Source organism: Vibrio paracholerae (genome assembly GCF_037672085.1).
Taxonomy (GTDB): domain Bacteria; phylum Pseudomonadota; class Gammaproteobacteria; order Enterobacterales; family Vibrionaceae; genus Vibrio; species Vibrio cholerae.
Genome location: NZ_JBBHLM010000002.1, coordinates 1,512,276 through 1,537,757, shown reverse-complemented (window position 1 = coordinate 1,537,757; position 25,482 = coordinate 1,512,276). Strand labels below are relative to the sequence as shown.

Annotated in this window: 22 protein-coding genes and 2 pseudogenes; 8 read left to right on the top strand and 16 right to left on the bottom strand. The window is 45.6% G+C overall.

Going from position 1 to position 25,482, the window contains the following annotated elements; all coding sequences use genetic code 11:
- Positions 1-20: 20 nt before the first annotated feature.
- The 9 genes and pseudogenes from luxA to R4537_RS12205 form a co-directional block, all read right to left on the bottom strand.
- Positions 21-1,088 (bottom strand): luciferase subunit alpha, encoded by a 1,068-nt coding sequence (gene luxA, locus R4537_RS12245; RefSeq protein WP_071178232.1) that lies wholly within the window; start codon positions 1,086-1,088, stop codon positions 21-23.
- 39 nt (positions 1,089-1,127) lie between these two features.
- A complete protein-coding gene (luxD, locus tag R4537_RS12240; RefSeq protein ID WP_071178231.1) occupies positions 1,128-2,075 on the bottom strand; it encodes a fatty acid reductase transferase subunit LuxD in 948 nt (315 codons plus the stop codon).
- 33 nt (positions 2,076-2,108) lie between these two features.
- Positions 2,109-3,554, bottom strand: coding sequence for a long-chain-fatty-acyl-CoA reductase LuxC (gene luxC, locus R4537_RS12235; protein ID WP_071178230.1), 1,446 nt, complete (start codon positions 3,552-3,554; stop codon positions 2,109-2,111).
- Between the two features lie 96 nt (positions 3,555-3,650).
- Positions 3,651-4,082: an NUDIX domain-containing protein gene (locus R4537_RS12230; RefSeq protein ID WP_071178229.1), complete on the bottom strand. Its 432-nt coding sequence runs from the start codon at positions 4,080-4,082 to the stop codon at positions 3,651-3,653.
- Positions 4,079-5,389 (bottom strand): adenylosuccinate synthase, encoded by a 1,311-nt coding sequence (locus R4537_RS12225; protein ID WP_071178228.1) that lies wholly within the window; start codon positions 5,387-5,389, stop codon positions 4,079-4,081. The genes R4537_RS12230 and R4537_RS12225 overlap by 4 nt, the downstream gene beginning before the upstream one ends.
- Positions 5,386-6,051: an HAD family hydrolase gene (locus tag R4537_RS12220; protein WP_069648062.1), complete on the bottom strand. Its 666-nt coding sequence runs from the start codon at positions 6,049-6,051 to the stop codon at positions 5,386-5,388. Before R4537_RS12220 ends, R4537_RS12225 begins: the two co-directional genes overlap by 4 nt.
- 33 nt (positions 6,052-6,084) lie before the next feature.
- Positions 6,085-7,131, bottom strand: coding sequence for a phosphoribosyltransferase domain-containing protein (locus R4537_RS12215; protein WP_230374485.1), 1,047 nt, complete (start codon positions 7,129-7,131; stop codon positions 6,085-6,087).
- Complete coding sequence (locus tag R4537_RS12210) at positions 7,118-7,906, bottom strand: 1-(5-phosphoribosyl)-5-[(5-phosphoribosylamino)methylideneamino] imidazole-4-carboxamide isomerase (RefSeq protein WP_071178226.1); 789 nt, start codon at positions 7,904-7,906, stop codon at positions 7,118-7,120. The genes R4537_RS12215 and R4537_RS12210 overlap by 14 nt, the downstream gene beginning before the upstream one ends.
- Positions 7,907-8,355: 449 nt before the next feature.
- Positions 8,356-8,559: pseudogene (locus R4537_RS12205) on the bottom strand (IS3 family transposase); the annotation flags it as partial.
- Between R4537_RS12205 and tnpC the strand changes: the two are divergent.
- Together tnpC and R4537_RS12195 are read left to right on the top strand one after the other, a co-directional pair.
- Positions 8,554-9,557, top strand: a pseudogene (gene tnpC / locus R4537_RS12200) (IS66 family transposase); the annotation flags it as partial. The pseudogenes R4537_RS12205 and tnpC overlap by 6 nt on opposite strands.
- A gap of 449 nt (positions 9,558-10,006) precedes the next feature.
- Positions 10,007-10,978: a carbohydrate porin gene (locus tag R4537_RS12195; protein ID WP_057644045.1), complete on the top strand. Its 972-nt coding sequence runs from the start codon at positions 10,007-10,009 to the stop codon at positions 10,976-10,978.
- 100 nt (positions 10,979-11,078) lie between these two features.
- On the opposite strand, the gene katG is transcribed toward R4537_RS12195, so the two are convergent.
- A complete protein-coding gene (gene katG, locus R4537_RS12190) occupies positions 11,079-13,253 on the bottom strand; it encodes a catalase/peroxidase HPI (protein WP_071177972.1) in 2,175 nt (724 codons plus the stop codon).
- 412 nt (positions 13,254-13,665) lie between these two features.
- On the opposite strand from katG, the gene R4537_RS12185 reads away from it, so the two are divergent.
- The 4 genes from R4537_RS12185 (at position 13,666) to R4537_RS12170 (ending at position 17,151) form a co-directional block, all read left to right on the top strand.
- On the top strand, positions 13,666-15,102 hold the full coding sequence (locus tag R4537_RS12185) for a 6-phospho-beta-glucosidase (RefSeq protein WP_001129894.1): 1,437 nt from the start codon (positions 13,666-13,668) through the stop codon (positions 15,100-15,102).
- A 62-nt stretch (positions 15,103-15,164) separates the two neighbouring features.
- Positions 15,165-16,172, top strand: coding sequence for a LacI family DNA-binding transcriptional regulator (locus tag R4537_RS12180; protein ID WP_000201207.1), 1,008 nt, complete (start codon positions 15,165-15,167; stop codon positions 16,170-16,172).
- A 135-nt stretch (positions 16,173-16,307) separates the two neighbouring features.
- Positions 16,308-16,670, top strand: coding sequence for a RidA family protein (locus tag R4537_RS12175; protein ID WP_000152369.1), 363 nt, complete (start codon positions 16,308-16,310; stop codon positions 16,668-16,670).
- A gap of 10 nt (positions 16,671-16,680) precedes the next feature.
- Entirely contained in the window at positions 16,681-17,151 is a 471-nt protein-coding gene (locus R4537_RS12170) for a NanQ anomerase/TabA/YiaL family protein (protein WP_071177971.1), read from the top strand.
- A 75-nt stretch (positions 17,152-17,226) separates the two neighbouring features.
- On the opposite strand, the gene R4537_RS12165 is transcribed toward R4537_RS12170, so the two are convergent.
- From R4537_RS12165 to R4537_RS12140, 6 genes are all read right to left on the bottom strand, one after another.
- Entirely contained in the window at positions 17,227-17,937 is a 711-nt protein-coding gene (locus tag R4537_RS12165; RefSeq protein ID WP_071177970.1) for a glycerophosphoryl diester phosphodiesterase, read from the bottom strand.
- Positions 17,938-17,967: 30 nt separating this feature from the next.
- Positions 17,968-18,729 carry a DeoR/GlpR family DNA-binding transcription regulator gene (locus R4537_RS12160; RefSeq protein WP_000055357.1) on the bottom strand — a complete coding sequence of 254 codons (762 nt, stop codon included), beginning with the start codon at positions 18,727-18,729 and terminating at the stop codon, positions 17,968-17,970.
- Positions 18,730-18,749: 20 nt separating this feature from the next.
- A complete protein-coding gene (locus R4537_RS12155; protein WP_071177969.1) occupies positions 18,750-19,922 on the bottom strand; it encodes a sn-glycerol-3-phosphate import ATP-binding protein UgpC in 1,173 nt (390 codons plus the stop codon).
- Positions 19,912-20,754: a sn-glycerol-3-phosphate ABC transporter permease UgpE gene (gene ugpE, locus R4537_RS12150; RefSeq protein ID WP_029627533.1), complete on the bottom strand. Its 843-nt coding sequence runs from the start codon at positions 20,752-20,754 to the stop codon at positions 19,912-19,914. The genes R4537_RS12155 and ugpE overlap by 11 nt, the downstream gene beginning before the upstream one ends.
- 9 nt (positions 20,755-20,763) lie before the next feature.
- Positions 20,764-21,645, bottom strand: coding sequence for an ABC transporter permease subunit (locus tag R4537_RS12145; protein ID WP_071177968.1), 882 nt, complete (start codon positions 21,643-21,645; stop codon positions 20,764-20,766).
- A 75-nt stretch (positions 21,646-21,720) separates the two neighbouring features.
- Positions 21,721-23,025: an extracellular solute-binding protein gene (locus R4537_RS12140; protein WP_001045559.1), complete on the bottom strand. Its 1,305-nt coding sequence runs from the start codon at positions 23,023-23,025 to the stop codon at positions 21,721-21,723.
- Between the two features lie 318 nt (positions 23,026-23,343).
- On the opposite strand from R4537_RS12140, the gene R4537_RS12135 reads away from it, so the two are divergent.
- Positions 23,344-24,102, top strand: a complete 759-nt coding sequence (locus R4537_RS12135) for a DUF3450 domain-containing protein (protein WP_071177967.1) — start codon at positions 23,344-23,346, stop codon at positions 24,100-24,102.
- The gene (locus R4537_RS12130; protein WP_071177966.1) at positions 24,102-25,475 is read left to right on the top strand and encodes a MotA/TolQ/ExbB proton channel family protein; all 1,374 of its coding nucleotides are present in this window, start codon (positions 24,102-24,104) and stop codon (positions 25,473-25,475) included. The genes R4537_RS12135 and R4537_RS12130 overlap by 1 nt, the downstream gene beginning before the upstream one ends.
- The last annotated feature ends 7 nt before the right edge of the window (positions 25,476-25,482 follow it).

Below are 25,482 nucleotides of genomic sequence, written 5' to 3'. Positions count from 1 at the left end.
TCCTTTGAAAATAGTTGGCGTTAGTTTGTGGATTTGAGGTGAGGCATCACTTCAGCTTGAAAGAGCTTCATTGAGGCGATAATTTCTTGTTCTGAACCGTTGGCTTCAAATCCACAGCAAATATTAGTAATCCCCGTTGCATCAATATCCTGCTGAATAATTCGAATACATTCTTCTGGTGTTCCTACTGGGTTGATTTCGTAGCTGTAATCAATACGACGATTGGTATCGCGATGTCCTTTTAGAACAAAATCTCGCCATTGCCCTTTATTAAAGTCATAGCCTTTAGTTTGGTCTGAATCATCAAAAATGCGGGTAGCATTGACGTAGGAGTCATACCAGTGGGCAAGAAATTGGCGACAGATGTCTTTTGCGCGTTGTGAATCATGATCCACAGAGGTGATGTAGGAGAGGCAGTGATCAATATTCTGGATATCGTGTCCATGCTCTAACGCGATCTCGTTATAAAGGTCAAGTTGCGCTTTTTTCTCATGAGTGTTGATAATCCAGCTCAGAATCATGGGTAAACCCCGCTTTGCTGCCCACTCAGTGGTTGAAGCAGACTCAGCGACCACATAGACAGGAGCACCACTACGATGATAGGGGGCAGGTTGGACTTTCACTTCAGGGAAATGGATATGCTCGTTGTCCGCAGAGACAGAGCCTTGTGTCATGCCTGTCGTGATTAAGTCGTACCAGCAATCCATCAACGCGCGGCTGTTGTTCATGTCAGTGCCAAACACTCGAAAATCTTTGTCATAGAGCCCACGACAAATGCCGAAAAGAAAACGTCCTTTCGACAATTGATCGAGTAAGTTTACATCTTCAAGCTGTCGAATGGGGTGAGCGGTCGGCAGTACGATCGCCGCCGTACCGACATGAAGATGTTTTGTGGCTCCCAAGAGGTTTGCGGCGGCAACATAAGGATTACCGAGTAAACCAAACTCAGTGAAATGATGTTCTAGCAACCAAACCGCTTCGAAACCGCATGATTCTGAAGCTCGCCCAAGATTCACTAAGCGTTGCATCACTTCTGTTTGTGATAACTCAGGTGGTTGGTAGGTCAGTAAGAAATTTCCAAATTTCATAATATGTCCTTGATTAAGGTAGGTAAGGTATGAGTAGGCTTATGCCTGCATCATCGTTTCTGTTTCAATTTGATTTTTCATTCGGCGCTCGTTGACGGTTGCGATAGTCAATTGCTCAAATGTGGGCTCCACAAAAGGGATGTTGATATCGAAACTATTGGAATCGAGAGCGATTGCTGCTTTAGTCACTGATTGGTAGAAGTTACGGAGTACCACTAAGTTCTCACCGAGATCATGCGAGCTTCCAAGTAGGGAATACAGCTTGCTTTGACCACTAGGAATATGGGAAAGCATCTCAATAACTTCGTCTTGCTTGACCCAATCATCTCCATTGGCGGTAAACGCAATGAAAGGGATCGAGAGATGGCGAATTTGTTCTACCGTGGATGAAAAGCTATCCCAGTGATTTGCAAAACAATCACGAACAAAGACTTCCGCACCTAATTTATGCCCTTCAAAATCCAGATCGTTTGGCAAAGTTTGAATAGGGAGGCTGAGGTAATCAAAACCAAGGGCTTTTTCTAAGGTATCGCGCAGATTCACCACCCCAACCGCGGTGATCAAGAAGGATAGGTCGAGTTCATTTACGCTAGCGTAAGCAATTCGGGCGGATAAGCTTGCTGCAATCACTCCAATGCCTGTTACTCCGCGGTTATGAAGCCAAGCCATCACGATTTCCAGACTCTGCTTGCCAATACTCATCGTGTATTGATCGATCGTGCCGGAGCTTAATCCAACATGATGAAGTGAATCATAGCGATAAACATGAAATCCGTTGGCGGACAAATAGCGCGCTAGACCTGCGAAATGATCCATCCGACGAGCAAAGCCAGATGCGATTAAAATGCTATTCCGCCGCGTTGGCATTGAATTAAATTTAAGTGTTGGAGGGGTTTCCCAAACATGAATTTGCTGATTTCCAGATAAAGAAATCACATGATCAATGGTGCAGGGGTCATCCACTTCCCAATGTGATGAGTGAGACATTCATTTCTCCTTTATGATGTTGTTTTTGGGTAACTAAGGTACAAAGACTAAGAATTTGTCTTCTTCCAGATAGCGTGTCTGCTCAATAGCGACGGCGACATCTTTGGTTGTGAAACGGCTAGGGCGTTCGTGGGAAATAAAACGCACTAAGCGCTGCAATGGACGCATGGCATCATGGGCACCACCGACGCGGAAAATATTATTCATCCCCGATTCAACGATACGCTCAGCGCCGTGAGCAGCGAGTTGATCGCGATATTGCAATGAACAGGACCAAGGGAAGAGGGAAACCGTTTGAGTTTGTCCTTTAATGACAAAGGGCAGCACTTCCTCAAATGAAGCCATTTGATGCAGATAAATACAGCGCCCTAATGGATGATTCAGCTCTACGCCGGCTGGAGATTCAATCATCATCCAATCTTGTTGATTACCCATTTCGGCGGTAAACCCTGCAAATTGGCATTCACGCAGAGTTAAGGAGAAGTCGGCTTGCTCATCAATACTGGATTGCGACTTTGGCAAAATTCGAGCATAGCGCTGTAATTGCTCTCTTAACGCTTGCTTAAATTCAGGAAAACGAGAGCCGATATAAAAAAGATTTTGCGTTGAAAAGCAGGCTTGTTGGTCATAAAAACAGATGTCGTGAGCGGCTCCTTCGGCCGCTTCGATCAAATTCTCAGGATCATTGATGATGGTGAGGCTTTTTTTCGGGCCAAACTTAATGAGCTCAGCATGCGGGGGGGTATGCTCTACGGCCCAACGTATTGCTTCTGAACCGCCCCAAGCGACGACCACATCCATCTTTTGCATTAAACGTTGGGCTACCTGAGTGCATTGCCTATGAGGCCAGTAAATAATGGAAATGGATTGGGTAATGGGATGATTTGGATCGACATCGATAAAACTCATCGCTAATGCATGAGGGGTGAACGGATCATTCGACGACATTTTTACGATTATCTGATTCTTGGTCAGAATGGCGCGCAAAATAGAGGTAACGCCTGAAAGAGGCACATTGCCCGCTAATAAATGCAGTGTACGGCCTTTAGGCAAGGCCTTAACATAGCACTCATCTTGTGCGATCCATTCATCCAATATATGACGTGAACCTAGCTCAGTTTGTACAATGTCATATAGCGCGCTTTTAGAGCACAGAATCATGGCGATCCAATTGGCTTCCAATTTGGCCATTTCCTCGGAATAACCCAAGAAGTTTTTCAAATCCCGAATATAGCTACGTCTTCTTGTGTATTCTTCATTTTTCCAACGTTGACCTACGGTATAAAGGAAATTAACAATATTGTTGAGTGTTAATTCCAGACTGTTTTTATAACTTGTTATTTCATCTGAGATGTGATCGGTTAAAACATCTAGGTTGAGACTGTTTTCGCGAAAACAAATGCTTTTTTGTTCTGATTCTGATTTTTTTGAACAATCAGTCACTCTTCCATTAATAATAAATGGCATGTGTTTTTTCATATTATTTAAGCTCTTTTTGATATTTTACTGCGCTACAGTAATTTTAAATAAAGAATTAACTTTATAGGTTGAGTGTGATGGATTTTGGATTGGTATTTATGGGTTTTTAATTTCTTCAATGCAAATGGGTGTCGTCATCGCTAATGATTTATCAAGGGCAAGGGGAATTAACCACCGTAAATTATGAATGACATTTTTAGGTAATGCATCGCAAGGTAATAATTTCACAATTTCTTCTTCCGTTGTTCGAATGTTATGGACTTTGTCACTAATCATGCAAAGGAAATAAACTCGATAAATATCTGGCCTAGTTAAGGTCACATACAACTTCCATTCATCTGGCTTTGTCTCGACGCCAGTCTCTTCTTGAAATTCCCTCGCGATGGCTTCATAGGGGGATTCATCATGTTCAATCTTTCCTCCGATACCGTTATATAATCCATTCTGCCATTTAGGTTTTAATTTTTTGATTAATCCGACGTTTAATAGTTCTTGAGAGAACATAAACCCAGTAACATAATTGATCATGCATATTCCTCAGACACTGCAAGGATAATTTGGCTGAATCCGTTAGGTTCGATATGAATTGTGTATTCGCGTTCTGCACCATAGGAAATATATCGAATCGGTGCACTGATATAGGATTGAATATAAGCAAGATAATGAAGTAGTTCTTTGGGTAAATCGGATAATTTTAGAATGCCATTAGGGAGTCTTGGCCAACCTTGGAATTTTGTGTAAATAGGCTCGACTTGATCAAAATGAAGAAGAGCTTCATCAGTGCACACTTTTTTTCCGTGTAATAAATATCCATTACATACCCAAACTTCATCCATGCCACCGAGAACATCAAGATTCGTGATCGCCACTTCTTTGACGCCATTGAGATGAATCGCTTGTTCAACCAAAGCAAGATCTAACCAGCCACAGCGCCTTGGTCTTTGCGATACCGTACCAAACTCATTGCCCTTCACTCGAATGTACTGTGCAATGTCACCATCAAGTTCTGTCGGAAATGGACCATTGCCAACTCGGATCATGTACGCCTTCATTACTCCTAATACTTGTAACGTTTGAGCTGGAATGCCTATTGAAGCAAAGCAGCTCTGAATTAAGGTGGAGTAGGCCACTGTGTAAGGGTAAGTTCCGAAACTGTTATCAAGAAAAGTGGCCTGAGAGGATTCCAATAACATGCTTTCGCCACGTTGAAGTAAGCGTGATATCACTTGATTAGTGAAGCAAAAATAGGGTTCTAGTTGTTTACCGAGCCTGAGTATGTATTGCACTTGTTGTTCAAAATTGAGGTGAAGCTGCCCTTCAAAGACGGATTCAATTTGCTTTTCTCGAATTTCCCAAAGCAGAGTGAGCTTATGACGTAATACAGACTCATTGAGCGTATCTTGCAATCGAATACCTAAACGATTGGATTTGTCTTCATAGCACGCCCCAACTCCCACACCAACGGAGCCGATTTTATGAACCCCTTTGTATTGCTCAGAAGCTTGGTTAAGTGCGGCGTGAATTGGTAAAACAATATGGCAGCGGGGATCGATGAATAGTTGAGTGTCAGGACAATGATCTTTGATGAACTCTATTTCTTGGAGTAGCCTCTCCAAGCTGATCAAGGCGCCTTGCGAGATATAAAGGCATTTCCCATTCCTAATAGTTGCTGGAATTTGAGAAAAAGCCATGCGTTGCTCATTAAAGACAACAGAATGGCCAGCGTTCGCTCCACCATTAAATCGAACAATATGTCGGTATTGCTGAGCCAGTAAGTCGACAAACTTACCTTTACCTTCGTCGCCCATTTGTAGGCCTACAATCGCTTTTATCATTTGGCTCTTTCCTGTACGAGCTGATCGGCAAGAACAACGGCTTCTGCTAGGGTATTGACAACAGGGTTTCCTGTGGCCGCTAAGCGCTGATGACTAAACGCACCACCAGAATAAAGAATGGAGGAGAGACCGAGCGCATGCGCCGCATCTGCATCGTCTTGGGTATCACCGATGAGGACAATCTCATTTTTATTGATTCCTTGGCGAGTAATAAGCTGGCTCAAGTGCTTTTTAAGATAGGCAGATTTGCCTTCTTGATTCAGTGGCTCTGTTCGTCCATTAACTTCTGAAAAATGCCCTTTGATTCCAAAAGCAGAAAGCATTTTAATTAACAGATTGTGTTCCATCAGAGAACAGACGGAATGGCTTTGGCGTTCATTCAGTAGACGGGCTGCATCTTGAGCTAAAGGTGCATCAAGTACCTCCTGTTTATAAATTTGACTAAACTTTTTGCCAATTTTTGACCATTCAAGCAGAGTAGGTTTACGCCCTAAAACTTGATGATAGAAATCTTGTACAGGTACACAGTAAAGAGAACGGTACTCTTCCGAACTCAATGGAAGTACATCAATTCCCATCAACGCAGTGTTGGTCGCTTTGAGTGAGATATGAAAATCATCGAGCAAAGTTCCATTCCAATCCCAAATAATATGTGCTTGCATATTGCCTCCTTGCCGGGCGAAAAATGATCGTATTTAAGCGCTATAACATTCAAGTTTTAAACAATAATTTCTTAAAGAATCAAATGCTTGAGTCTGGGTTCCCAAGTTAGATAAAAGGTTAAGTACACTTTTTGAGTACACTAACCATTCCATAATATTGGTGGTATGGTTTTGAGTAGTTGATGGTTGCTGTACTAATTGCTTGAGTAAATGATGATGACGAACATTCCATGGTGTTAAATAATCTAAAGATGAGAGATCAAATACAGAGTCTTGGTGGTAATAACCTTTGACGCGCAATAATTTTTCCCAATGAAGTTCAATGGCGGCAATTTTTGCATCAATTTGATAGTGATTTTTTAGGATAGATTTGGCTAAATGTAGGGTTTTCCCCGTGCCACAATTATCATCCAGAATCAATACGGATGGACGCAGATCTATTGGATTTCCCCAAAGAAATTCATTACATTTTTTTGTGTCATCATAACGAGAAATTTTTAGATAATTGAGTTGTGACTCATGATAGGCGGAATAAATAGCAGCACTGGCTGCACCACCAAGTAATATTCCCACACATACATCAGAACGGGGCATCTGCATGACAGAGATGAGAGTTAATAGATGATTATCACCTTCAAGATAAACTCGTGGTTTTAACTTTGCTATATGATGGGGAAAACTGATTATATAACTGCTCACAGTAAAGTGAGTTTTTCCCATAAAGAAATCGATAATACCTTGCGCCATCTCTTTAGATTTTTGGATATAGTAATTAACAAACTCTGGCTGATCATGTGCAATTAAGCTATCTAAAAGACGAAGTAATCCGTTCAATATATGATCCATCAGAATGTAACTGACATAAGGATTGGTGGTGATTCTTAATCGGTTATGATAATCAAAAATATCAAGAATCAATTGAAAGCATGTTGATTCTTCATAGTATTTTTTTCCTCTTGAGAGGTAATTCTTATTTTGAGTGGGTAAATGAAGATCTTCAATGCAAGCTAAATCACAAGGTGGTAAGTGATGGGGGGGGATATAAACTTCACCCAATAACCCAACATCAGATAACTTCATTCGAAGTTGGCTCATCTTTATAGTTTTGTTGTACATACTGAAGAAACCTCTTGAGTTGATGTTGTTGAGTATGAATAAGCTGTCCTAAGACTGCTCCCTCAATGCCAATCTGATATAAACGATCAATATCATCTAGAGAGCAAAGGCCACCACCAGAGATGATAGGAGTTGATGTTTTTGTTAGGACTTGCTCTAACAGAGAAAAATTTGGGTGATTTAGTGAGCCTCCACGGTCTACGTCTGTCAAAACGTAGCGTTGGCATCCAGAATTATCTAACCAGTCTAGAGTTGTCCATAAATTGCCTTGAAGAGTATTCCAACCCCGAGTGGCTAACTTGTATTCTTGGTTTACCAATTTGACATCGAGAGCAATAGCAATTTTTTCACCATACTTTTTTAATAATTTTTCACAAAGTTTGGGCTTGTCGAATACCATAGAGCTGATGTTGACGCGAGAGCATCCAGCAAGGATGTATTGTTCTAAAATTTCATTACTTCGTATTCCACCACAGACCTGAGTCTGTACTTTTTCACTAAAGTGCTTAACTAAATCCATTATTAATCTTTGATTGCTCCCGACGCCGGATGCTGCATCAAGATCGACAATATGTATCCACTTAGCTCCAGATTGGAAGTGCAGTTCAGCCACCTCGAATACTTCACCAAGATATGTTTTTTCTTCAGTTATTCCTAAAGTTATATCTATAGCTGATCGTGATGTTAAAGCTTTTCCACCAACAATATCGATGGATGGATATAGTTTAAACTCTTCCATTATGTGGGCCTTTAATAAATAAAACTCAATAATTATTTAAATTAAAACTGAGGCTATGTGTTTTTGTGTTTTTTATTTAGTGTTAATGTGATTGCTATAAATTTAATTTAGAGTTCAAGCTCTATTGTTAATGAGCTTTTTGTTATTCTTACAATGCTGATTCATTTGTTTTGTTAACTTTCTTGTCTTTCAAATTACTTTTGTGAATATTTAAAGTTAATTAGAAAAATAAGTATATGAGATGTAATTTGATCGCTATTAAACTTCCACTAATTCTCGCTGATAATATTGTCTCTATTTATGGAAGAGAGTCACAATGCTTTAGAATGAGATAAATAAGATTGAGCTAAATTATTAATTGGTTTTGTAAAGAATTTTATTGGTATGCGAAAGATTTAAAGTAAGTTTCTAGAACATTTAAGTGGTATGAATGTACTGGTCTGTACTGGTCAACCCAAACTGGACACTTTTACTTGAGAATTTTCAAACTCTACCGGTGACAGATCGTCATTAGCAGAATGCAGCCGCTCCAAGTTGTAATATTTCATGTAAGCAGTCACATCTTGCTTCATAAACTCCCTTGTTGGTTGATTAACTTTAAAAATCCAATCGTGTTTTAAGCTGCCAAAGAATCGCTCAACAACGGCATTATCCCTAAAAGCTTCGCCACAGAAAGCTTACTGGCCAATATCATCCTCGGCAAATACCGATACGCGATGCCACTGTATCGCCAAGAATCGCTGTTTACCCAGTCGGGTATTGAGTTATACGCACCACCATGGCAAGGTGGATTATCCAAGTCAGTGAGCAGTGCGCACCACTCTACGGCGCGCTGAAAGAACACCTACTTGAACAAGTGGTGGTTCAGGCGGATGAAACGCCGCTCAATGTGCTCAAGGAAGACAAGCAATGCTACATGTGGCTCTACTGCTCTGGCGCGGACTCGCCAGATGCCGCACTCCCTAATGTGAAACACATCGTCTTGTATGACTACCAAAACAGTCGCGCGAGGTCGTGTCCTGTTGCCTTCTTGGGCAACTATGATGGTTATCTGCAAACCGATGGCTATGGTGCTTATGATGGGCTTCATCGAGTCACCAATGTCGGTTGCTTCGCGCATGCTCGGCGCAAGTTCATGGACGCGAAAAAGCTTCAAGGCAAAGGTAAGTCAGGTAAAGCGGATAAAGCGCTTGCCAAAATCCAAAAGCTTTATGGGATAGAATCACGCTTAAAATGTGAGTCTGCGGAAAAACGAAAAGCAGAACGCCAGCAGCATGCCAAACCGATACTGGATGAGTTATACGAATGGATGACGACTCAACAGATGCTTGAGTCTAGCCCGCTGGGTAAGGCGATAAAATACACGCTCGGCCAATGGTCAAAGCTCATTCGTTATATCGATGACGGTCACTTATCGATAGACAATAACCGTGCTGAACGCGCAATAAAACCGCTGGTTATTGGGAGAAAAAACTGGCTCTTCTCGACCAATCCCAATGGAGCTGAAGCGAGTGCGATGCTTTACAGTATCGTCGAGACCGCGAAAGCCAACGGCCTTATCCTTTACAACTACATGGTCAAGTGCATGCAGGAGTTAGCGAAAGCTGAACCTGATATCGATGCACTCCTGCCTTGGAACTTCAAACACTAACAATATCGCCCCGTGGGATCATGGGACGGATACGCTGCAACGTGACATTGTATGAGTAGGAAGGGAATAGATGTGAAGCGCTTATTTTTGAACTGGAACCCAGCTATGGATGTTAGCGGTATGTTTAATTTATGAGTAATTTTCTATAAAAATTAACTCAATATTCATGCCAATATTTATTTTACCTTTCAAAATATTTTCATAATCGTGATTTTCTTCATTATCTATGAATGTTATCGCTATGGAACGTTCCCACCTGAGATCTTCATCACTTAAAACATAAAAAAAGTGAATGTATTATGCGCTTCACTTGGGGTGCGGCTTATGGACGAGTGCAGTGGTCACCATTAAGTATCCTTTTTGTTTTCGAACAAACGGAGGGATTAAGCATCAAGCTTAAAAATGGAAAACTTATAAAAATCAATGACAAAATGTCAACGGAGACAATAATGAAAAATACCTACAAATTAGCGCTTGCTTCTCTTTTGGTTTCTGCGGCACTCAGTGCACAAGCTGGCATCACGACAGAGAATGAACTGGGTAAGTTTAGTGTGAGTGGTGATGTGGAGTTTGACATCGACTTCACAGACAAAAACAAGACAGATAAGCAAGAGTTCAAACAAGGTGGACGCGTCTTAGTACAGTTTGCAGCTGAACATAACGTATCGGGGGATCGTTATATTGGTATGCAAGCCCAACCTCTGCTGAAAACCAATGGCGATGTTGATCTTGATGATGCTTGGTTTGCTATGGGTAAAAAAGCGGATTGGCAACTTAAAGTTGGACGCTTTGAAGCTTTTGACCTGTTCCCAGTTGGCCAAGATACCATGTTAGCTTATGCGGGTGCTGAACCATACCGTGCTAATGCAGCGCGTGGCCGTGGTGATAATGGTCAGCTAGCTTTCTCTAAGCAGCTCGGTAATGTGTACCTTGAAGCCTCTTCTCTATTTAAAAATGAGTCAGCGGCAGATCAAAACGCGGTATTCTTGCGTCCAGTGATTGCTTTCCAAGCGACGGAATCTTTCCGTATCGCAGGTGGTGTAGAAGCGAATGTCACTGCTGACAAGAAAGATGCAGCTAACGACTTTATCGGTTATGGCGTGACTGCAAACTACTCGGCGGATGCGTTGAGCCTCAATCTGAATTACGCTTTCCGTGATTTTGATACGACTGAGACAAAGGAAGACAGCACGGTTGGCGCTAACTTGCTGTTCAACGGTTTTGGCTTAGGTCATATTTATTCTCAGCATGAACTGATGAATGACAAAACAAAACAAAATACAACCTATGCCTCTTATGAGATTGCGAACGTATGGGATGTGGATGCGCTTAATCTTTACTTGGGTACTTACTACTCAAAAGTAAGTGATACAGAAGACAAAGATCTTGGTGCTCGTTTACGTATTAAATACTTCTTTTAATTAGCTTTACCCATGCCTTTTATTTAGCCCGCAGTTTTTGCGGGCTTTTTTTGTATTAAAAAGGCTGCCAAATGGCAGCCTTGAAAGGGGATAAGGTTGATTAAGCCAGATCAAATCTATCGGCGTTCATCACTTTGGTCCATGCGGCAACAAAGTCTTTGACGAATTTTTCTTTGTTGTCGTCCTGTGCGTACACTTCCGCATAAGCACGTAGGATGGAGTTAGAACCAAACACCAGATCCACTCGAGTGGCTGTCCACTTCACTTTGCCGCTCTTACGTTCAACAATCTCGTAAGAGTTGCGACCAGTTGGTTTCCAGGTGTAACTCATGTCGGTGAGGTTAACGAAGAAATCGTTGGTCAACGCACCCACGCGGTCGGTAAACACGCCGTGTTGGCTGCCACCGTAATTAGTGCCAAGCACACGCATGCCACCAATTAACACCGTCATTTCTGGAGCGGTGAGGCGCAGCAGTTGCGCTTTGTCGAGCAACATTTCTTCCGGTGTGACCACATAATGCTTTTTCTGCCAGTTACGGAAACCATCCGCGAGAGGCTCAAGCACTTCAAAGGACTCAACATCGGTTTGTTCGATTGTCGCATCGCCGCGTCCCGGTGCGAACGGTACGGTCACATTTACGCCCGCGGCTTTAGCCGCTTGTTCGATACCTAGGTTACCGGCTAGAACAATCGTATCTGCGATACTGATGCCAGATTCAGCGGCAATTTTCTCTAATACCGCCAGCACTTTACCAAGACGCGCAGGTTCGTTGCCTTCCCAATCTTTTTGTGGAGCGAGGCGAATACGCGCCCCGTTGGCACCACCACGTTTATCAGAACCACGGAAAGTACGAGCGCTATCCCAAGCGGTGCTGACCATTTCACTGATGCTTAGACCGCTTGCCGCGATTTTTGCTTTCACCGCATTGACATCATAGTCTTTACGACCTGCTGGAACAGGGTCTTGCCAGATCAACTCTTCTGTTGGAACATCTGGGCCAAAGTAGCGCGCTTTCGGTCCCATATCGCGGTGAGTCAGCTTAAACCAAGCTCGCGCAAATACTTCTGAGAAGTAAGCGGGATCTTGGTAGAAGCGCTCTGAAATCTTGCGATATTCAGGATCGATTTTCAGGGCCATATCGGCATCGGTCATCATTGGGTTGTAGCGAATACTTGGGTCTTCCACATCAACCGGCTTGTCTTCCTCTTTGATGTTGACAGGTTCCCATTGCCATGCGCCGGCTGGGCTCTTAGTGAGCTGCCATTCATAGCTGAGCAGCAAGTAAAAATATTCGTTATCCCAACGGGTTGGGTGAGTGGTCCACGCACCTTCAATACCACTGGTGACGGTATTACGGCCAACGCCACGGCTGGTGTGGTTATTCCAACCTAAGCCTTGCTCATGCAGATCAGCAGCTTCTGGATCTGGGCCAAGGTTAGAGGCTTTGCCATTACCGTGCGCTTTACCGACGGTATGACCACCAGCCGTCAGAGCAACGGTCTCTTCGTCATTCATTGCCATACGAGCAAAAGTGACACGCATGTCGTGCGCCGTTTTGAGTGGATCTGGATTACCATCAACACCTTCAGGGTTGACGTAGATAAGCCCCATCATGACGGCCGCGAGTGGGTTTTCGAGATCGCGCTGGCCGGAATAACGGCTATTTTCACCGCCAGATTTGGCAAGCCACTCTTTTTCCGAGCCCCAGTAAATATCTTTTTCTGGATGCCAGATGTCTTCGCGGCCAAAAGCAAAACCAAAGGTTTTGAGGCCCATCGATTCATAAGCCATGTTCCCCGCGAGGATCATTAAATCCGCCCAGCTGATTTTGTTACCGTACTTTTGTTTGATAGGCCACAGCAAACGGCGGGCTTTATCTAAGTTGGCGTTATCGGGCCATGAGTTCAGTGGAGCAAAACGTTGGTTGCCGGTACCGCCGCCGCCGCGACCATCGGCAATACGGTAAGTACCCGCAGAGTGCCATGCCATACGAATCATCAAACCGCCGTAGTGTCCCCAGTCGGCTGGCCACCACTCTTGGCTATTGGTCATTAACGCTTTCAGATCGCGCTTTAGCGCTTCTACATCAAGCTTTTTCAGCTCTTCGCGATAATTAAAATCAGCACCAAGTGGATTGGTTTTGCTGTCATGCTGATGAAGGATGTCTAAGTTTAGCGCTTTCGGCCACCAGTCCATGTTGGACATGCTCGCCGAAGTCAAGCCACCGTGCATGACAGGGCATTGACCGCTTGAACCCGCTTTATTGTGCTCCATTGATTACTCCTTGCTTCGCATTATTCCCTTTCCGTTGAAAGTTGCTGCGTATTGGCCATTTTCACGAGACCCGCATTCATATTGATGTAGGCACACCGTTTACCATTTTGCGGCAACCCCAAGTATCTGGGGATTCTTTGATGAATTTCATCATTCGAAAGCAGAAAATCAGCTTGTATTCGAATGAGTTAAGATACTGTGTTGACGTTTAGAGTCTAGACACGGATCCCCACTAAGACCAATTAGAATTGCCGATACTTGTGATAGGTAACATTGACCATTGTCATATTATGGATATTTCTTGCTGTAACCGGTTTCGGAAACCGGTTACATTGTAAAAAAGTTTAAGTTATAGTGTCAGCAGTTTGAACTGGCTAATAATGAATTGCCAATTTTGTGAGAGAGGTCATCTATGGCTAAGTCTATTTTTCCTAACGATTTTTTGTGGGGTGGTGCGGTAGCGGCGCATCAAGTGGAAGGCGGTTGGGATCAAGGTGGTAAAGGTGTGAGCATTGTTGATGTGCTGACTCGCGGTGCGCATGAAGTACCACGCCGTATTACCGATGGGGTTATGGAAGGCGAATTTTACCCAAACCATCAAGCGGTCGATTTTTATCATCACTATAAAGAAGATATCGCGCTATTTGCTGAAATGGGTTTTAAGTGTTTCCGCACGTCTATTGCTTGGACACGGATTTTCCCGAATGGCGATGAAGCACTGCCTAATGAAGCAGGTCTGCAGTTTTATGATGATCTGTTTGATGAGCTGTTAAAGCATAAGATTGAACCTGTCATTACGTTGTCACACTTTGAAATGCCACTGCATTTGGTGAAGCAGTATGGCAGTTGGCTCAACCGCGACTTGATTGATCACTTCACCAAATTTGCGCAAGTGGTGATGACCCGTTACCAGCATAAGGTGAAATACTGGATCACCTTTAATGAAATCAATAACCAACGCAACTGGAAGCTGCCGATCTTTGGTTATTGCAACTCAGGCATGCTTTACGCTGAGCAATCCCACCCAGAACAAGCCATGTACCAAGTGCTCCATCACCAATTTATTGCCAGCGCATTAGTGGTGAAACTGGGGCACGAGATCAATCCGGATTTTAAAATTGGCAGCATGATCCACATGATGCCGCTGTATCCTGCCACCTCACGTCCGGAAGATGTATTGTTGGCACAAGAGTTGATGCGTGAGAAATATCTGTTCAGTGATGTACAGGTTCGTGGCTATTACCCCAGTTATCTGTGCAAAGAGTGGCAACGTAAAGGCATCGAGATTGAGATGCAAGCCGGGGATGAGCAGATCCTGCGTCAAGGCTGCGCCGATTATCTCGCCATCAGTTACTACATGACCAACATTGTCTCTGCCGCGCCAGAGCAAGAGGGCGAAACCACCTCTTTATTCGAAACCAGCCGCTTAAACCCGTATCTTCCTGCGTCCGATTGGGGATGGCAGATTGATCCACAAGGTCTGCGTTATGCGCTTTCTGAGCTGTATGAGCGTTACCAAAAACCGATTTTTGTGGTAGAAAATGGCCTCGGCGCGCTGGACACCGTCGAAGCGGATGGTTCAATCAACGATGATTACCGAATTCGCTACCTCTCTGAGCATATCGCGGCAGTCAAGCAAGCGATCGACTATGACGGTGTTGACGTGATGGGTTACACCCCTTGGGGCTGTATCGATTGTGTATCGTTCACCACTGGTGAGTATAAAAAACGCTACGGCTTTATCTATGTGGATAAGCACGATGATGGCAGTGGCACCATGGCGCGCGCTAAGAAAAAGAGCTTCTACTGGTATCAACAAGTGATCGCCAGTAACGGTGAAAAGCTTTAAATCGTGTCGGCGGCCTTTGGGTCGCCGCTTAATTTTTGCGGATTCAGTTTGAAGGATTGTTGATGGCAACCATAAACGATGTGTGTAAATTGGCGGGTGTCTCCAAAGCCACGGTATCACGAGTGCTGAATGAGACAGGCCAAGTCAAAGCACAAACGCGTGAAGCGGTACTTGCCGCTATGCAGCAGCTCGGTTATCAGCCCAACAGTTTGGCGCAGGCGCTCGCCACCAATACCACAAACTCGATTGGTTTGGTGTTGCCGCATTTTGAGAGCAGCTATTTTGGTTCGATTTTGTTTGAAGCGGAACAAGGCGCGCAGAAAGCTGGAAAAAAACTGCTGGTCGTGAACAGCAAAAACAGTGAGCAAGGCGAAAAAGAAGCGGTCGCCACATTAGCGGCGCAGCGTTGTGATGCGATCTTGCTGTACAGTCGTCATTTGAGTGAAGTGCAATTACTTGAATTACAGCAGCAATATCCGTCGCCCTTAGTGATCCTCAATCGCCGTTTACATCATCCGCAATTGCACAGCTTTGGTCTCGATCAAACGCAAATTTCTCAGTTAGCGATGCAGCATTTGTTGAATTTAGGGCATCGTCAAATTGCCTGCATTACATCGCCGTTGGTGAGCGAGACGGGAAAAATTCGCTATCAGGTGTATCAACAAGCGTTACATGAGCAAGGGGTTGAGTTGAACTCGTCCTTGGTCATCGAAGGGGATAACACGCTGCTTGGTGGTTATCAGGCAATGCAACAACTGCTGCAACAAGGCATTTCTATGTCGGCGGTTTTTGCCTGTAACGATGATATGGCGCTCGGTGCGATGCGTGCCATGCATGAACATGGCATTAATGTTCCCAAGCAAGTTTCCTTAATCGGGATTGATAATGAACCCGCAGCGGCTTTTGCTATCCCGAGTTTATCGAGCGTGAGTCTACCGATCGGCGAGTTAACTCAGCAAGCAATGAGTTTGGCTGTCGAGATTGCTAATAAAAAACCACAAGATGCACAGCACAGGCTCTATCAAGGGAGTTTGATCGCCCGTGAATCCACCATAGCGCTCAAACTATGAGTAAAACAGCAACGTGTCAGTAAAATTGCGGGGACAGAGTGCGATTTTACGCTTCATCTTGGCTATCCTGCTCCCCGATATTAATAAGTGAAGAAGCGGCATGCTTCTTAGCGAATAACAGAAAAAGAGAACACCATGACAATACATCGTATTAATCCAGGCACTCGTTGGTCTGACATCACCGTGTTTAATGGCATTGCCCATTTTGTTGAAGTCGCCGATAGCGACACGTCGGCCGATATGCAAGGCCAAGTTGAGCAGGTTCTCGCGCAAGCAGAACGCCAATTGGCGAAGATTGGCAGCGATCGTTCACGTATTTTATCGGTGACGATTTATGTGACGGATTTTGCCGACCTCCCAGTGCTTAACCAAATTTGGGATGCTTGGTTCCCAGAAGGCTGCGCCCCAAGCCGAGCGTGCGTGAAAGCGGAGCTGGCTGACCCAGATTATAAAGTGGAAATGGCTTTTGTAGTGGCTGCGGGCGAGCAGTATCAGTAAGGAAACACCGATGTTTATTGGTCGTATCACGCAGCGCCAGTTTTGCGCTGCATTGTCACCTCAGTTGCAACGGCTGATTGATGAAGTATTAGAGCGTATAGCGACACCGCTACCGACGGGTAAACACGAGTTGCAGGGTGATTCGGCGTTTTTTTTGGTGATGGAAGATCATACCCAACCGCTCGCTCTGCGTCGTAGCGAGTGCCATGCTCGTTATTTGGATGTGCAGATTTTACTGCAAGGGCGTGAGCGCTTTGGTTACAGTCTCGCGCCGTTCAATGGCTTGGACGAAGATTTGCTGGCAACACGTGATGTGGCGTTCAGTGCACAACTGGTCGAAGAGCGTTTTGTCGATTTGGCGGCGGGAGATTTCATTGTGTTCTATCCCGGTCAACCTCATCGTCCTTTGATTGCGGTAGAAGGTGAGGGTGAGCCTGTACGTAAAGTGGTGATCAAGGTTGATAAAGCTTTCTTTGAGTAAAAACTGAGTCGCTGAAGTGAAACCATGAAAAACGCCCATTTGTATGGGCGTTTTGCTGAAGTCCGAAAGCAGAAACTAGTTGATAAAGCGCTCGGGGAAGTCGGAGAAAATGGCATCGACTTTGTCTAAATAGCGGAATTTATCCACTTGATTGAGGGTGTAACACCAAATCTGATAGCCACCATTTTTCAAATCGCGGATGTGTTTTTCTGTGATCCAGCGGTAGTTGAGGTTACAGCTAAACGCATTCACCTGTTTAAGCACTTGGCGATCCCGTTGAGTCAAACGCTCACTCAAAATCCCCAATTTATAACCCGGGCAATGCTGGTGCAGTTGCAAAATAATGTCGTGGCTAAAGCTCGACAGTAAGATTTTGTCGGCAACCAGAGGGCTATGGTCAAGTTGTGCTTTCAACTGTTGTACAACACTGGCCACATCATGCTTATCGACTTTGACTTCAATATTGAGTCCTAAATCATGCTCGGCGGCGAGCCCCAGCAGCTCTTCCAGCGTCATGATGGATTCGCCCGTAAAACGAGGATCAAACCAAGCACCGAAATCAAGTTGCTTGAGTTCTGCGAGTGTGTACTCATCAATGCGACCTTTGCCATTACTGCAACGGTCAATCGTATGGTCGTGACACACAACCAATACATTGTCTTTGGTCGGCTGCACATCCACTTCCACCCAAGATAAACCAAGGTTGATAGCGGCTTGTACACTGACACGGGTATTTTCTGGATACGTTCCAGCCACCCCACGGTGGCCGACGATGATTGAAGGCATCATGCTTCCTTAGTGAGAATCACACTCAAATCACGATTCAATAAGTTCGACGTGGTGCAAAAGGGACAACTGTTGAAAAGCAGGCGTACTTTTATCGACGAAGAGGCGATGCATTTCAGACAGTTCACCACTGACCACGGGAGCATAACGCTCTAATTTGCTTTTGTCTGCAACTAACCAACACTGTTCGCTATGTTCTATGATGGCGCGGGTTAAATTGGCTTCTTCTGGCGTAAAATCAAGCAATTGACCACGTGAATTGAGTCCGCCCACACCAAAAATTCCAACCTTAATATTAAAGCTACGATAAAAGCGGGTTGTCGCTTCGCCGACGGTATCTTCATCGGAATGGCGAACCAGCCCGCCCGCGAGGTGCAAATTGATGTTGGGATTACGGCTTAAGGTCAGCGCGGCATTGAGGTTGTTGGTCACCACAGTCAAGCCGGGATGATCGAGCAGCGCTTGCGCCACTTGTTTTGGGGTTGTCCCGATACCCAGAAAGATACTGCATCCTTCCGGTAATTCTTGCGCCACCCTCTGCGCGATTCGCTGTTTTGCGGAGAGATTGATCAGATCGCGATTACTGAACGATAAATTGTCATTCGGACTGGGCAGAGAAATGCCGCCATGTACGCGGCGTACCATACCTTTGTCGCTCAGATCGTTCATGTCTTTGCGAATGGTTTGTACCGACACCTCAAAGCGTTCCGAAAGTAGGGCGCTCGAAAGCACCCCGTGGGTCTGTTGCAAATATTCCAAGATCTGTTTTTGGCGAGAGGATAATAGGCTCACAAGGTTCCTTATTGTCGCAATTAGCGTGTAGCGATTTTGCTGTTTAAAGAACAAGCGTGTGGCTGAGTAGCAAGCCTTTTTCCTTGTTGATCAAAAAGATGCAGCTGATCAAAGGCAACCCAAATCGGCAATGTTTGATGCACATCGAGCGGAATTTCTGCGGTCACCGCGATGAAATCCTGCTCGCTCTCTAGGCCTAAAATCTTGCCATGCACGAGCTGATTCGGGCCTAGCGGCTCTACCACTTGAATATCCAGTTTTAACTCAATGGCATTGGCTAGCGGTTGCAGCGAGGCATGTTCAGGGCGAATACCTAACGTGATGGTGTGATGGTCTTCCGATACAAGCTGAGGTAACGAGCAGGATTTACCTGCAATCTGCAGTTGTCCTTGTTTGATGGACGCTGGGAGGAAATTCATGGCAGGGCTACCGATAAAGCTCGCGACAAAGGTACTGGCTGGCTGATGGTAAACTTCGGCGGGTGTGCCGACTTGCTCAATTTCGCCCTGTTTAACCACGACAATTCGGTCCGCAAGCGTCATCGCCTCCACCTGATCATGGGTTACGTAAACACTGGTTACGCCAAGTTCACGCTGTAGTTTTTTGATTTCTAAGCGCATGTGCGCACGCAGTGCCGCATCCAAGTTCGAGAGCGGCTCATCAAATAAAAAAAGTTGCGGATCGCGCACAATCGCTCGTCCCATCGCCACGCGCTGGCGTTGTCCGCCGGAAAGCTTGGCCGGTTTTCGGTCTAAGTACTCTTCAATTTTTAGGGTTTTCGCGACCTTAGCAATTTTTGCTGCGATGGTTTGTTTATCCACACCACGATTTTTAAGGCCGTAGGCGAGGTTATCGTAGACACTCATATGCGGATAGAGCGCATAGTTTTGGAACACCATAGCGATGTCGCGATTGGCCGGCTTTTCGTTATCGACGCGGCGTCCCGCCAGATGAATTTCCCCGGAAGTAATGCTCTCTAAGCCTGCGATGGAGCGCAGAATGGAGGATTTTCCGCAGCCCGATGGGCCGACTAAAACGATAAATTCCCCTTGATGAATCGACAGATCCACGCCTTTCACCGCTTGATGGCCGTTATCGTAAGTTTTGACTAGCTGTTTGATGTCTAACATAACAGGCTCCGCGTGTTTGGCGCTGCGTAGCAGATGAATATTGGAGTTCTGGTTATTTTTCACTTTCGACTAATCCTTTTACAAACCAACGTTGGAAAATCACTACTACTAAAACCGGTGGCAGCATGGCGAGGATCACCATGGCAAACGCGTAGTCATAACGCGGCAAGCTGGTTTCATTGATGTTATTGAGAATCTGTTTTATGCCCATCACTATGGTGTTGTACTGCTCATCCGTGGTCATCATGATCGGCCACAGGTATTGGTTCCAACCCACCACAAACATGATGATGAAAATCGCGGCCATCATGGTTTTCGAGAGGGGAAATAAAATATCGATAAAAAAACGTATAGGGCCTGCGTTATCAAGCTGAGCCGCTTCCAACAGTTCATCCGGTATGGTTTTAAAAAACTGACGGAAGAAAAACGTCGCGGTAGCGGAGGCGATCAGTGGCAGCACTAAGCCGGTGTAGCTATTGAGCATGCCTAAATTGGACACCACTTCATAAGAGGGAATAATCCGCACTTCCAGTGGCAGCAGTAGAGTGATGAAAATCAGCCAAAACCAAGCGCTGGCATAAGGCAAACGAAAGTAGACCAAAGCGTAAGCGGCGATCATCGAAATCACGATTTTGCCAATCGCAAAACCCAAGCCCATGATCATCGAGTTAACGATCATGGTTTGCGCGGTGACATGACCTGAGAAACCGAGGCTTTTATTCCATGCTTCGCGATAAACAGCGCTCAGGTTATCACCAAGAGTCCATTGCAAACCTTCCGAGACAATGGTGTTTGGCTGATGGGTTGAGCTTGCGAAAATTAGCCATAGCGGCACTAGCATAAACAGTGCGCCAGCGATAAGGATCAAATGATCGGAGAGTCGATTACTTTTCATCGTAACTCCTTAGTAATGAACACGTTTTTCAACAAAACGGAACTGCAACCAAGTCAGCGCCAGCACCAACACGAGTAACACCACCGATTGCGCCGAGCTGCCGCCAAGATCTGCACCAACAAAACCATCGCGATACACCTTGTACACCAGTGAGGTTGTACTGCCTCCTGGGCCACCATTGGTCATGGTGTCAATCACGCCGAAAGTGTCGAAAAAAGCGTAAGTGAGGTTGATCACCAGCAGGAAAAATCCCGTCGGGGCGAGTAGTGGAAAGGTGATGCTCCAAAAACGTTTGCTGTCACTTTGGCAATCGAGCAGCGCCGCCTCCCGTACCGCGTAGGAAATCGACTGCAAACCGGCCAGAAAATAGAGGAAGTTGACCGAAACCTGTTTCCAGACTGAGACCAAAATCAGCGCAATCGTGGCATCCACAGGGTTGGTTTGAAAGCTAAATTGCCAGCCGATGTATTGGAAAAAGTCAGTCAGGACACCAATGTGTGGATTAAACAGAAAACCGCCAATGATGCCTGCGACGGCAGGCGCGACGGCATACACCCAGGTCAACGTGACACGATACGAACCTTGGCCATGAATGATGTTGTCGGCTTTTACCGCGAGTAACAGCGCGAGCGCCAGCGAAAGAAAAGAGACAATCACCGAAAACAGCAGAGTAAAGCCCAGTGAGTCAAGATAGTCGGCTGAGCTAAACAGCACCTGATAGTTTTCAAACCAAACAAAAGTCGAGGAGAGCCCCCAAGGATCTTCCAACATAAAAGAGAGATAAATCGCTTGTGCGGCAGGATAAATAAAGAACACTGCGATGATCACGATTTGCGGCGCAAGCAGCAAATAGGGCAGCGGAGTGTGAGCGAAATGTTGTCGACGTTGCACAGGAAAACTCAAATTAGACAGTAAAAATAACAAGCCGCCAGCAAGATCTCAGGATAATGCTGGCGGCGTTTGGGGTTATTGCACGGTACGAGCAAAGCGATTCAGTAACCTAGCGCTTTCATCTTCCACTTTGTTCAAGCTGCTCTCGACGGTTGAGCGGCCAGAGAAAATGTTATCGAACTCGCGATGCATCACCTCACGCACTTGTGGGTAGTAACCGAGGCGATAGCCTTTTGTCCATTCACCCTCAGGTAAACTAAGCTGTTTTACGCCTACTTCTGCATCCGGGTTTTCTTGGTAGTAGCCCGATTGCTTGGTCAGGTCGTAGGCTGCATTAGTGACGGGCACATAACCTGTGGTTTTATGCCAGCTCATTTGCGTTTCTGGCTTGGTCAGGTAAGCGAAGAAGGCCGCGACACCTTTATCCTGCGCTGGAGTGTGACCCTGCAGTGCAAACAGCGCCGCACCACCAATAAAGGTATGGGTTGGGTTTTTGGTGACTGATTCCCAGTAAGGCAGGTAGGTCGTACCGAGATTGAATTTCACGCGGTTACGTAGGCCACCGAATGAGCCAGATGAGCCCATCCACATTGCCACTTCACCACGCTCGAATGGAGTTTGGTTGGCATCCCAATCACTGCCGTAATACTTGTAATAACCTTTATCTGACCACTCTTTGAGTTTTTTCACATGCATCAGCATATCGTCAGAGTTAAACATGATTTTCGTCGAGAGATCTTGATAGCCATTTTGCTTATCAGAAAGCGGTAGGTTGTGGCGAGATTTGAAGTTCTCAAACATGATCCACGGTGTTAAGGATTGGGCAAATCCCGCTTGACCTTTTTCGGCTAACTTAGCAGCAACTTGTTCTAGCTGCTCATAAGTTTGTGGCGCTTGCGCGTTAACGGAAGCCAACATGTCTTTGTTGTAGTACAGCACAGGCGTTGAGCTGTTGAATGGCATGCCGACCATTTTTCCCGTGTTATCGGCATAAAAGTTACGTACCCCAGCAATGTAATCTTGCGCGGTGAACGGATAGCCTGACTCGATCATCAGATCTTGCACGGGTTTGGCAACGCCTTTGCTGCTCATAATGGTGGCGGCACCGGCATCAAACACTTGCAAAATATTGGGTGCTTGGCCAGCACGAAACGCCGCAATACCTGCGGTCAGTGTTTCTGTGTACGAACCTTTATAAACGGGAGTGAGCTTATAGTCGCTTTGTGAGGCATTAAAGTCAGTTGCCAACTGATTGACCGTTTCACCCAGTTGACCACCCATGGCATGCCACCAAGTAATTTCGGTTGCCGCTAATGTTGAGGCTGAAAAAACGCCAGAAGCGGTTGCTGTCAGCAAACCGGTTAACCATACCTTATTCATTGATTCATTCCTTGTAAGTTTCGAACGAGACTATTTGTGTTTCGTTAGAAGGTATAGTGGCGAGCAAAAGTTACAGCGCCGTGGCTGAAAAATGGCAAAAATATGAAAGATTTATGGAAAAGGTATGACAGATACACGGGGGCATTTCACCGCGAATAAGACGATGGCGTGCGCGATTTGGCCGCCAGAATAGACTTAAGACGGTTACGAAGCGCGAATTAAAACGGTATGAATGGAAAACAATGGTTGAACTTGGTTGATAATGAGAGCGTTTCTCAATAGAATCCCAACCATTCCTTAAACGGCTAATCACAACTCATGAAAAGATGTCTCTCACTTCTTTGCGTATCGGCACTTTTGCCTGCGCATGCCGCTTCGCTCGATCAAGCGCAAGCGATTCAAAACAGTACCAACCAATCTTCTGCACAGAGCCAGCAAAAAATTGACCGCAGTGCCGAGCAGAGTTTGTTACTGCGTGCGGAAATCGAACAGTTGAACGAAGAAGTCAAAAATCTTCAGGTCTACCGTAATCACTTACAATCTTTGGTGGCCAATCAACAGCAAGAGATGGCCAGTCTTGAACAGCAAACCGAAGAGATCAAACGCACGCGCCAAGGCATAGTTCCTTTGATGTATGACATGATTGAGGGACTGGAGGAGTGGGTTGCGCAAGATAAGCCGATTCGTCTTGCGGCACGTCAAGAACGCATTGAGAAACTCAAAGAACTGATGCCTCGGGCAGATGTCAGTGATGCTGAAAAGTACCGCCGTATTCTTGAGGCATATCAGATTGAACTCGACTACGGCAATAAGCTTGGCACTTATCAAGCCAAAATCACTCTTCCATCTGCACAAGAAGTGGAAGCAGATGTGCTTTATTTAGGTCGTCTGTCGCTATTAGCACGCAGTTTGGATGGCGAGCAGTTCTGGACTTGGAATTCCAAGCAGAACGCATGGCAAGCAATCACGGATGCCAACAAAAGCGATCTTACAGCCGCTTACCAATTGGCTCAGCAACAGATTGCGCCGACACTGTTGAACTTGCCTGTTTCGTTGACCGCTGCGGAGGCTAAATAATGACACTTAAAAAGACCACCTTAGCACTGGCATTAAGTCTGCCATTCGCCTTTGCAAGTGTTGCTAACGCATCAAATAGCCTCGTCCAACAAGCGACGCAGGAAAAAGCGCAACAGCAACAACACAACCAGCAGCGTGAAGCGGGTTTTGTACAAACGGCGCAAGAATTACAAGCCGCGAAAGCCGAGTTACTGGCTGAGCGTAATCGCTTACAGAAAGAGGCGGATCAGCTATCTAGCCAGTTCAGTGATAACGAAAATACGCTCGCGCGTCTTGAAGAAACACTGCGTTTGGAAACCGGTAGCTTAGGTGAGATGTTTGGCGTAGTACGTCAAAACGCGAAAGAGCTACAAAGTGAACTGGATCAATCAGTGACTGGCGTTGAGCCTCGTGCTTATCAGCAGAGCATTGATGACGTGGTGGCCGCCAAAACCTTACCGTCAATGGCTCAACTGCGCGGTTTATGGCAAGCCATGAGTGAAGAGATCCGTGCGAGTGGACAAGTCCAAACCACCGAAATTCAGTGGCTCAACGGGCAGGGTGAAACGCAGACCGTACCTGCGTTACGTTTAGGTTCCCTTGGATTAATTTCCGAGCAAGGCTATGTGAAGTGGGATAATGCACGTCAGCAAGCATTGAGCTATCAGCAGTTACCATCCGATTTCCCAACCTTCAGTCATATTCGTACTTTAGTTGATGGTGACGTTGTCACTATGAAAGTCGACCCATCACGCGGTGTGTTGCTCGAGCAACTGGCGCTTACCCCAACACTTAGCCAACGCCTACAAGCGGGTGGTGTGATTGGTAACGTGATCCTCGTGTTACTGGGCGTGGGATTAATTATTGCTTTGTACCGTGGCGCGATATTGGCCACTCTGCGTCAAAAGATCAAAGCGCAACTCAAAAATCCAGAGCAGCCGGGGGATAACCCACTCGGACGCATTTTGGCGGTTTACAACAAAGAGCAGCAACGCAGTGTCGAAGCGCTTGAGCTGCGTTTGCTGGAAGCTGTTGTGGATGAGCAAAATCATCTTGAGACTGGCCTGTCGATGCTGAAATTGCTGGCCGCGCTGGCTCCTATGCTTGGATTACTCGGCACCGTGACCGGGATGATTGAAACCTTCCAGGTGATCACCCAGTTTGGTAATGGCGACCCGAAAGTGATGGCAGGCGGGATCTCGATGGCCCTGGTCACTACAGTGGAAGGCTTGATTGCGGCGATCCCATTGCTACTGGCGCATAATATTTTGAGCGCGCAAGCGGAAGCGATTCGCAACATCCTCGAGAAACAAGGGATTGGTCTTGTGGCACAGCAAGCAGAACGTGATTGTGGTGCCGCGGCTACTCAATCTCGTGTTGAACAAGCAGCATAAGGGCGAG

What these genes read in the sequence shown, in the direction of transcription:
- luxA (WP_071178232.1), bottom strand. Translation starts at nt 1,088, where the DNA reads ATGAAATTTGGAAATTTCTTACTGACCTACCAACCACCTGAGTTATCA.
- luxD (WP_071178231.1), bottom strand. Translation starts at nt 2,075, where the DNA reads ATGTCTCACTCATCACATTGGGAAGTGGATGACCCCTGCACCATTGAT.
- luxC (WP_071178230.1), bottom strand. Translation starts at nt 3,554, where the DNA reads ATGAAAAAACACATGCCATTTATTATTAATGGAAGAGTGACTGATTGT.
- R4537_RS12230 (WP_071178229.1), bottom strand. Translation starts at nt 4,082, where the DNA reads ATGATCAATTATGTTACTGGGTTTATGTTCTCTCAAGAACTATTAAAC.
- R4537_RS12225 (WP_071178228.1), bottom strand. Translation starts at nt 5,389, where the DNA reads ATGATAAAAGCGATTGTAGGCCTACAAATGGGCGACGAAGGTAAAGGT.
- R4537_RS12220 (WP_069648062.1), bottom strand. Translation starts at nt 6,051, where the DNA reads ATGCAAGCACATATTATTTGGGATTGGAATGGAACTTTGCTCGATGAT.
- R4537_RS12215 (WP_230374485.1), bottom strand. Translation starts at nt 7,131, where the DNA reads ATGAAGTTATCTGATGTTGGGTTATTGGGTGAAGTTTATATCCCCCCC.
- R4537_RS12210 (WP_071178226.1), bottom strand. Translation starts at nt 7,906, where the DNA reads ATGGAAGAGTTTAAACTATATCCATCCATCGATATTGTTGGTGGAAAA.
- R4537_RS12195 (WP_057644045.1), top strand. Translation starts at nt 10,007, where the DNA reads ATGAAAAATACCTACAAATTAGCGCTTGCTTCTCTTTTGGTTTCTGCG.
- katG (WP_071177972.1), bottom strand. Translation starts at nt 13,253, where the DNA reads ATGGAGCACAATAAAGCGGGTTCAAGCGGTCAATGCCCTGTCATGCAC.
- R4537_RS12185 (WP_001129894.1), top strand. Translation starts at nt 13,666, where the DNA reads ATGGCTAAGTCTATTTTTCCTAACGATTTTTTGTGGGGTGGTGCGGTA.
- R4537_RS12180 (WP_000201207.1), top strand. Translation starts at nt 15,165, where the DNA reads ATGGCAACCATAAACGATGTGTGTAAATTGGCGGGTGTCTCCAAAGCC.
- R4537_RS12175 (WP_000152369.1), top strand. Translation starts at nt 16,308, where the DNA reads ATGACAATACATCGTATTAATCCAGGCACTCGTTGGTCTGACATCACC.
- R4537_RS12170 (WP_071177971.1), top strand. Translation starts at nt 16,681, where the DNA reads ATGTTTATTGGTCGTATCACGCAGCGCCAGTTTTGCGCTGCATTGTCA.
- R4537_RS12165 (WP_071177970.1), bottom strand. Translation starts at nt 17,937, where the DNA reads ATGCCTTCAATCATCGTCGGCCACCGTGGGGTGGCTGGAACGTATCCA.
- ugpE (WP_029627533.1), bottom strand. Translation starts at nt 20,754, where the DNA reads ATGAAAAGTAATCGACTCTCCGATCATTTGATCCTTATCGCTGGCGCA.
- R4537_RS12140 (WP_001045559.1), bottom strand. Translation starts at nt 23,025, where the DNA reads ATGAATAAGGTATGGTTAACCGGTTTGCTGACAGCAACCGCTTCTGGC.
- R4537_RS12135 (WP_071177967.1), top strand. Translation starts at nt 23,344, where the DNA reads ATGAAAAGATGTCTCTCACTTCTTTGCGTATCGGCACTTTTGCCTGCG.
- R4537_RS12130 (WP_071177966.1), top strand. Translation starts at nt 24,102, where the DNA reads ATGACACTTAAAAAGACCACCTTAGCACTGGCATTAAGTCTGCCATTC.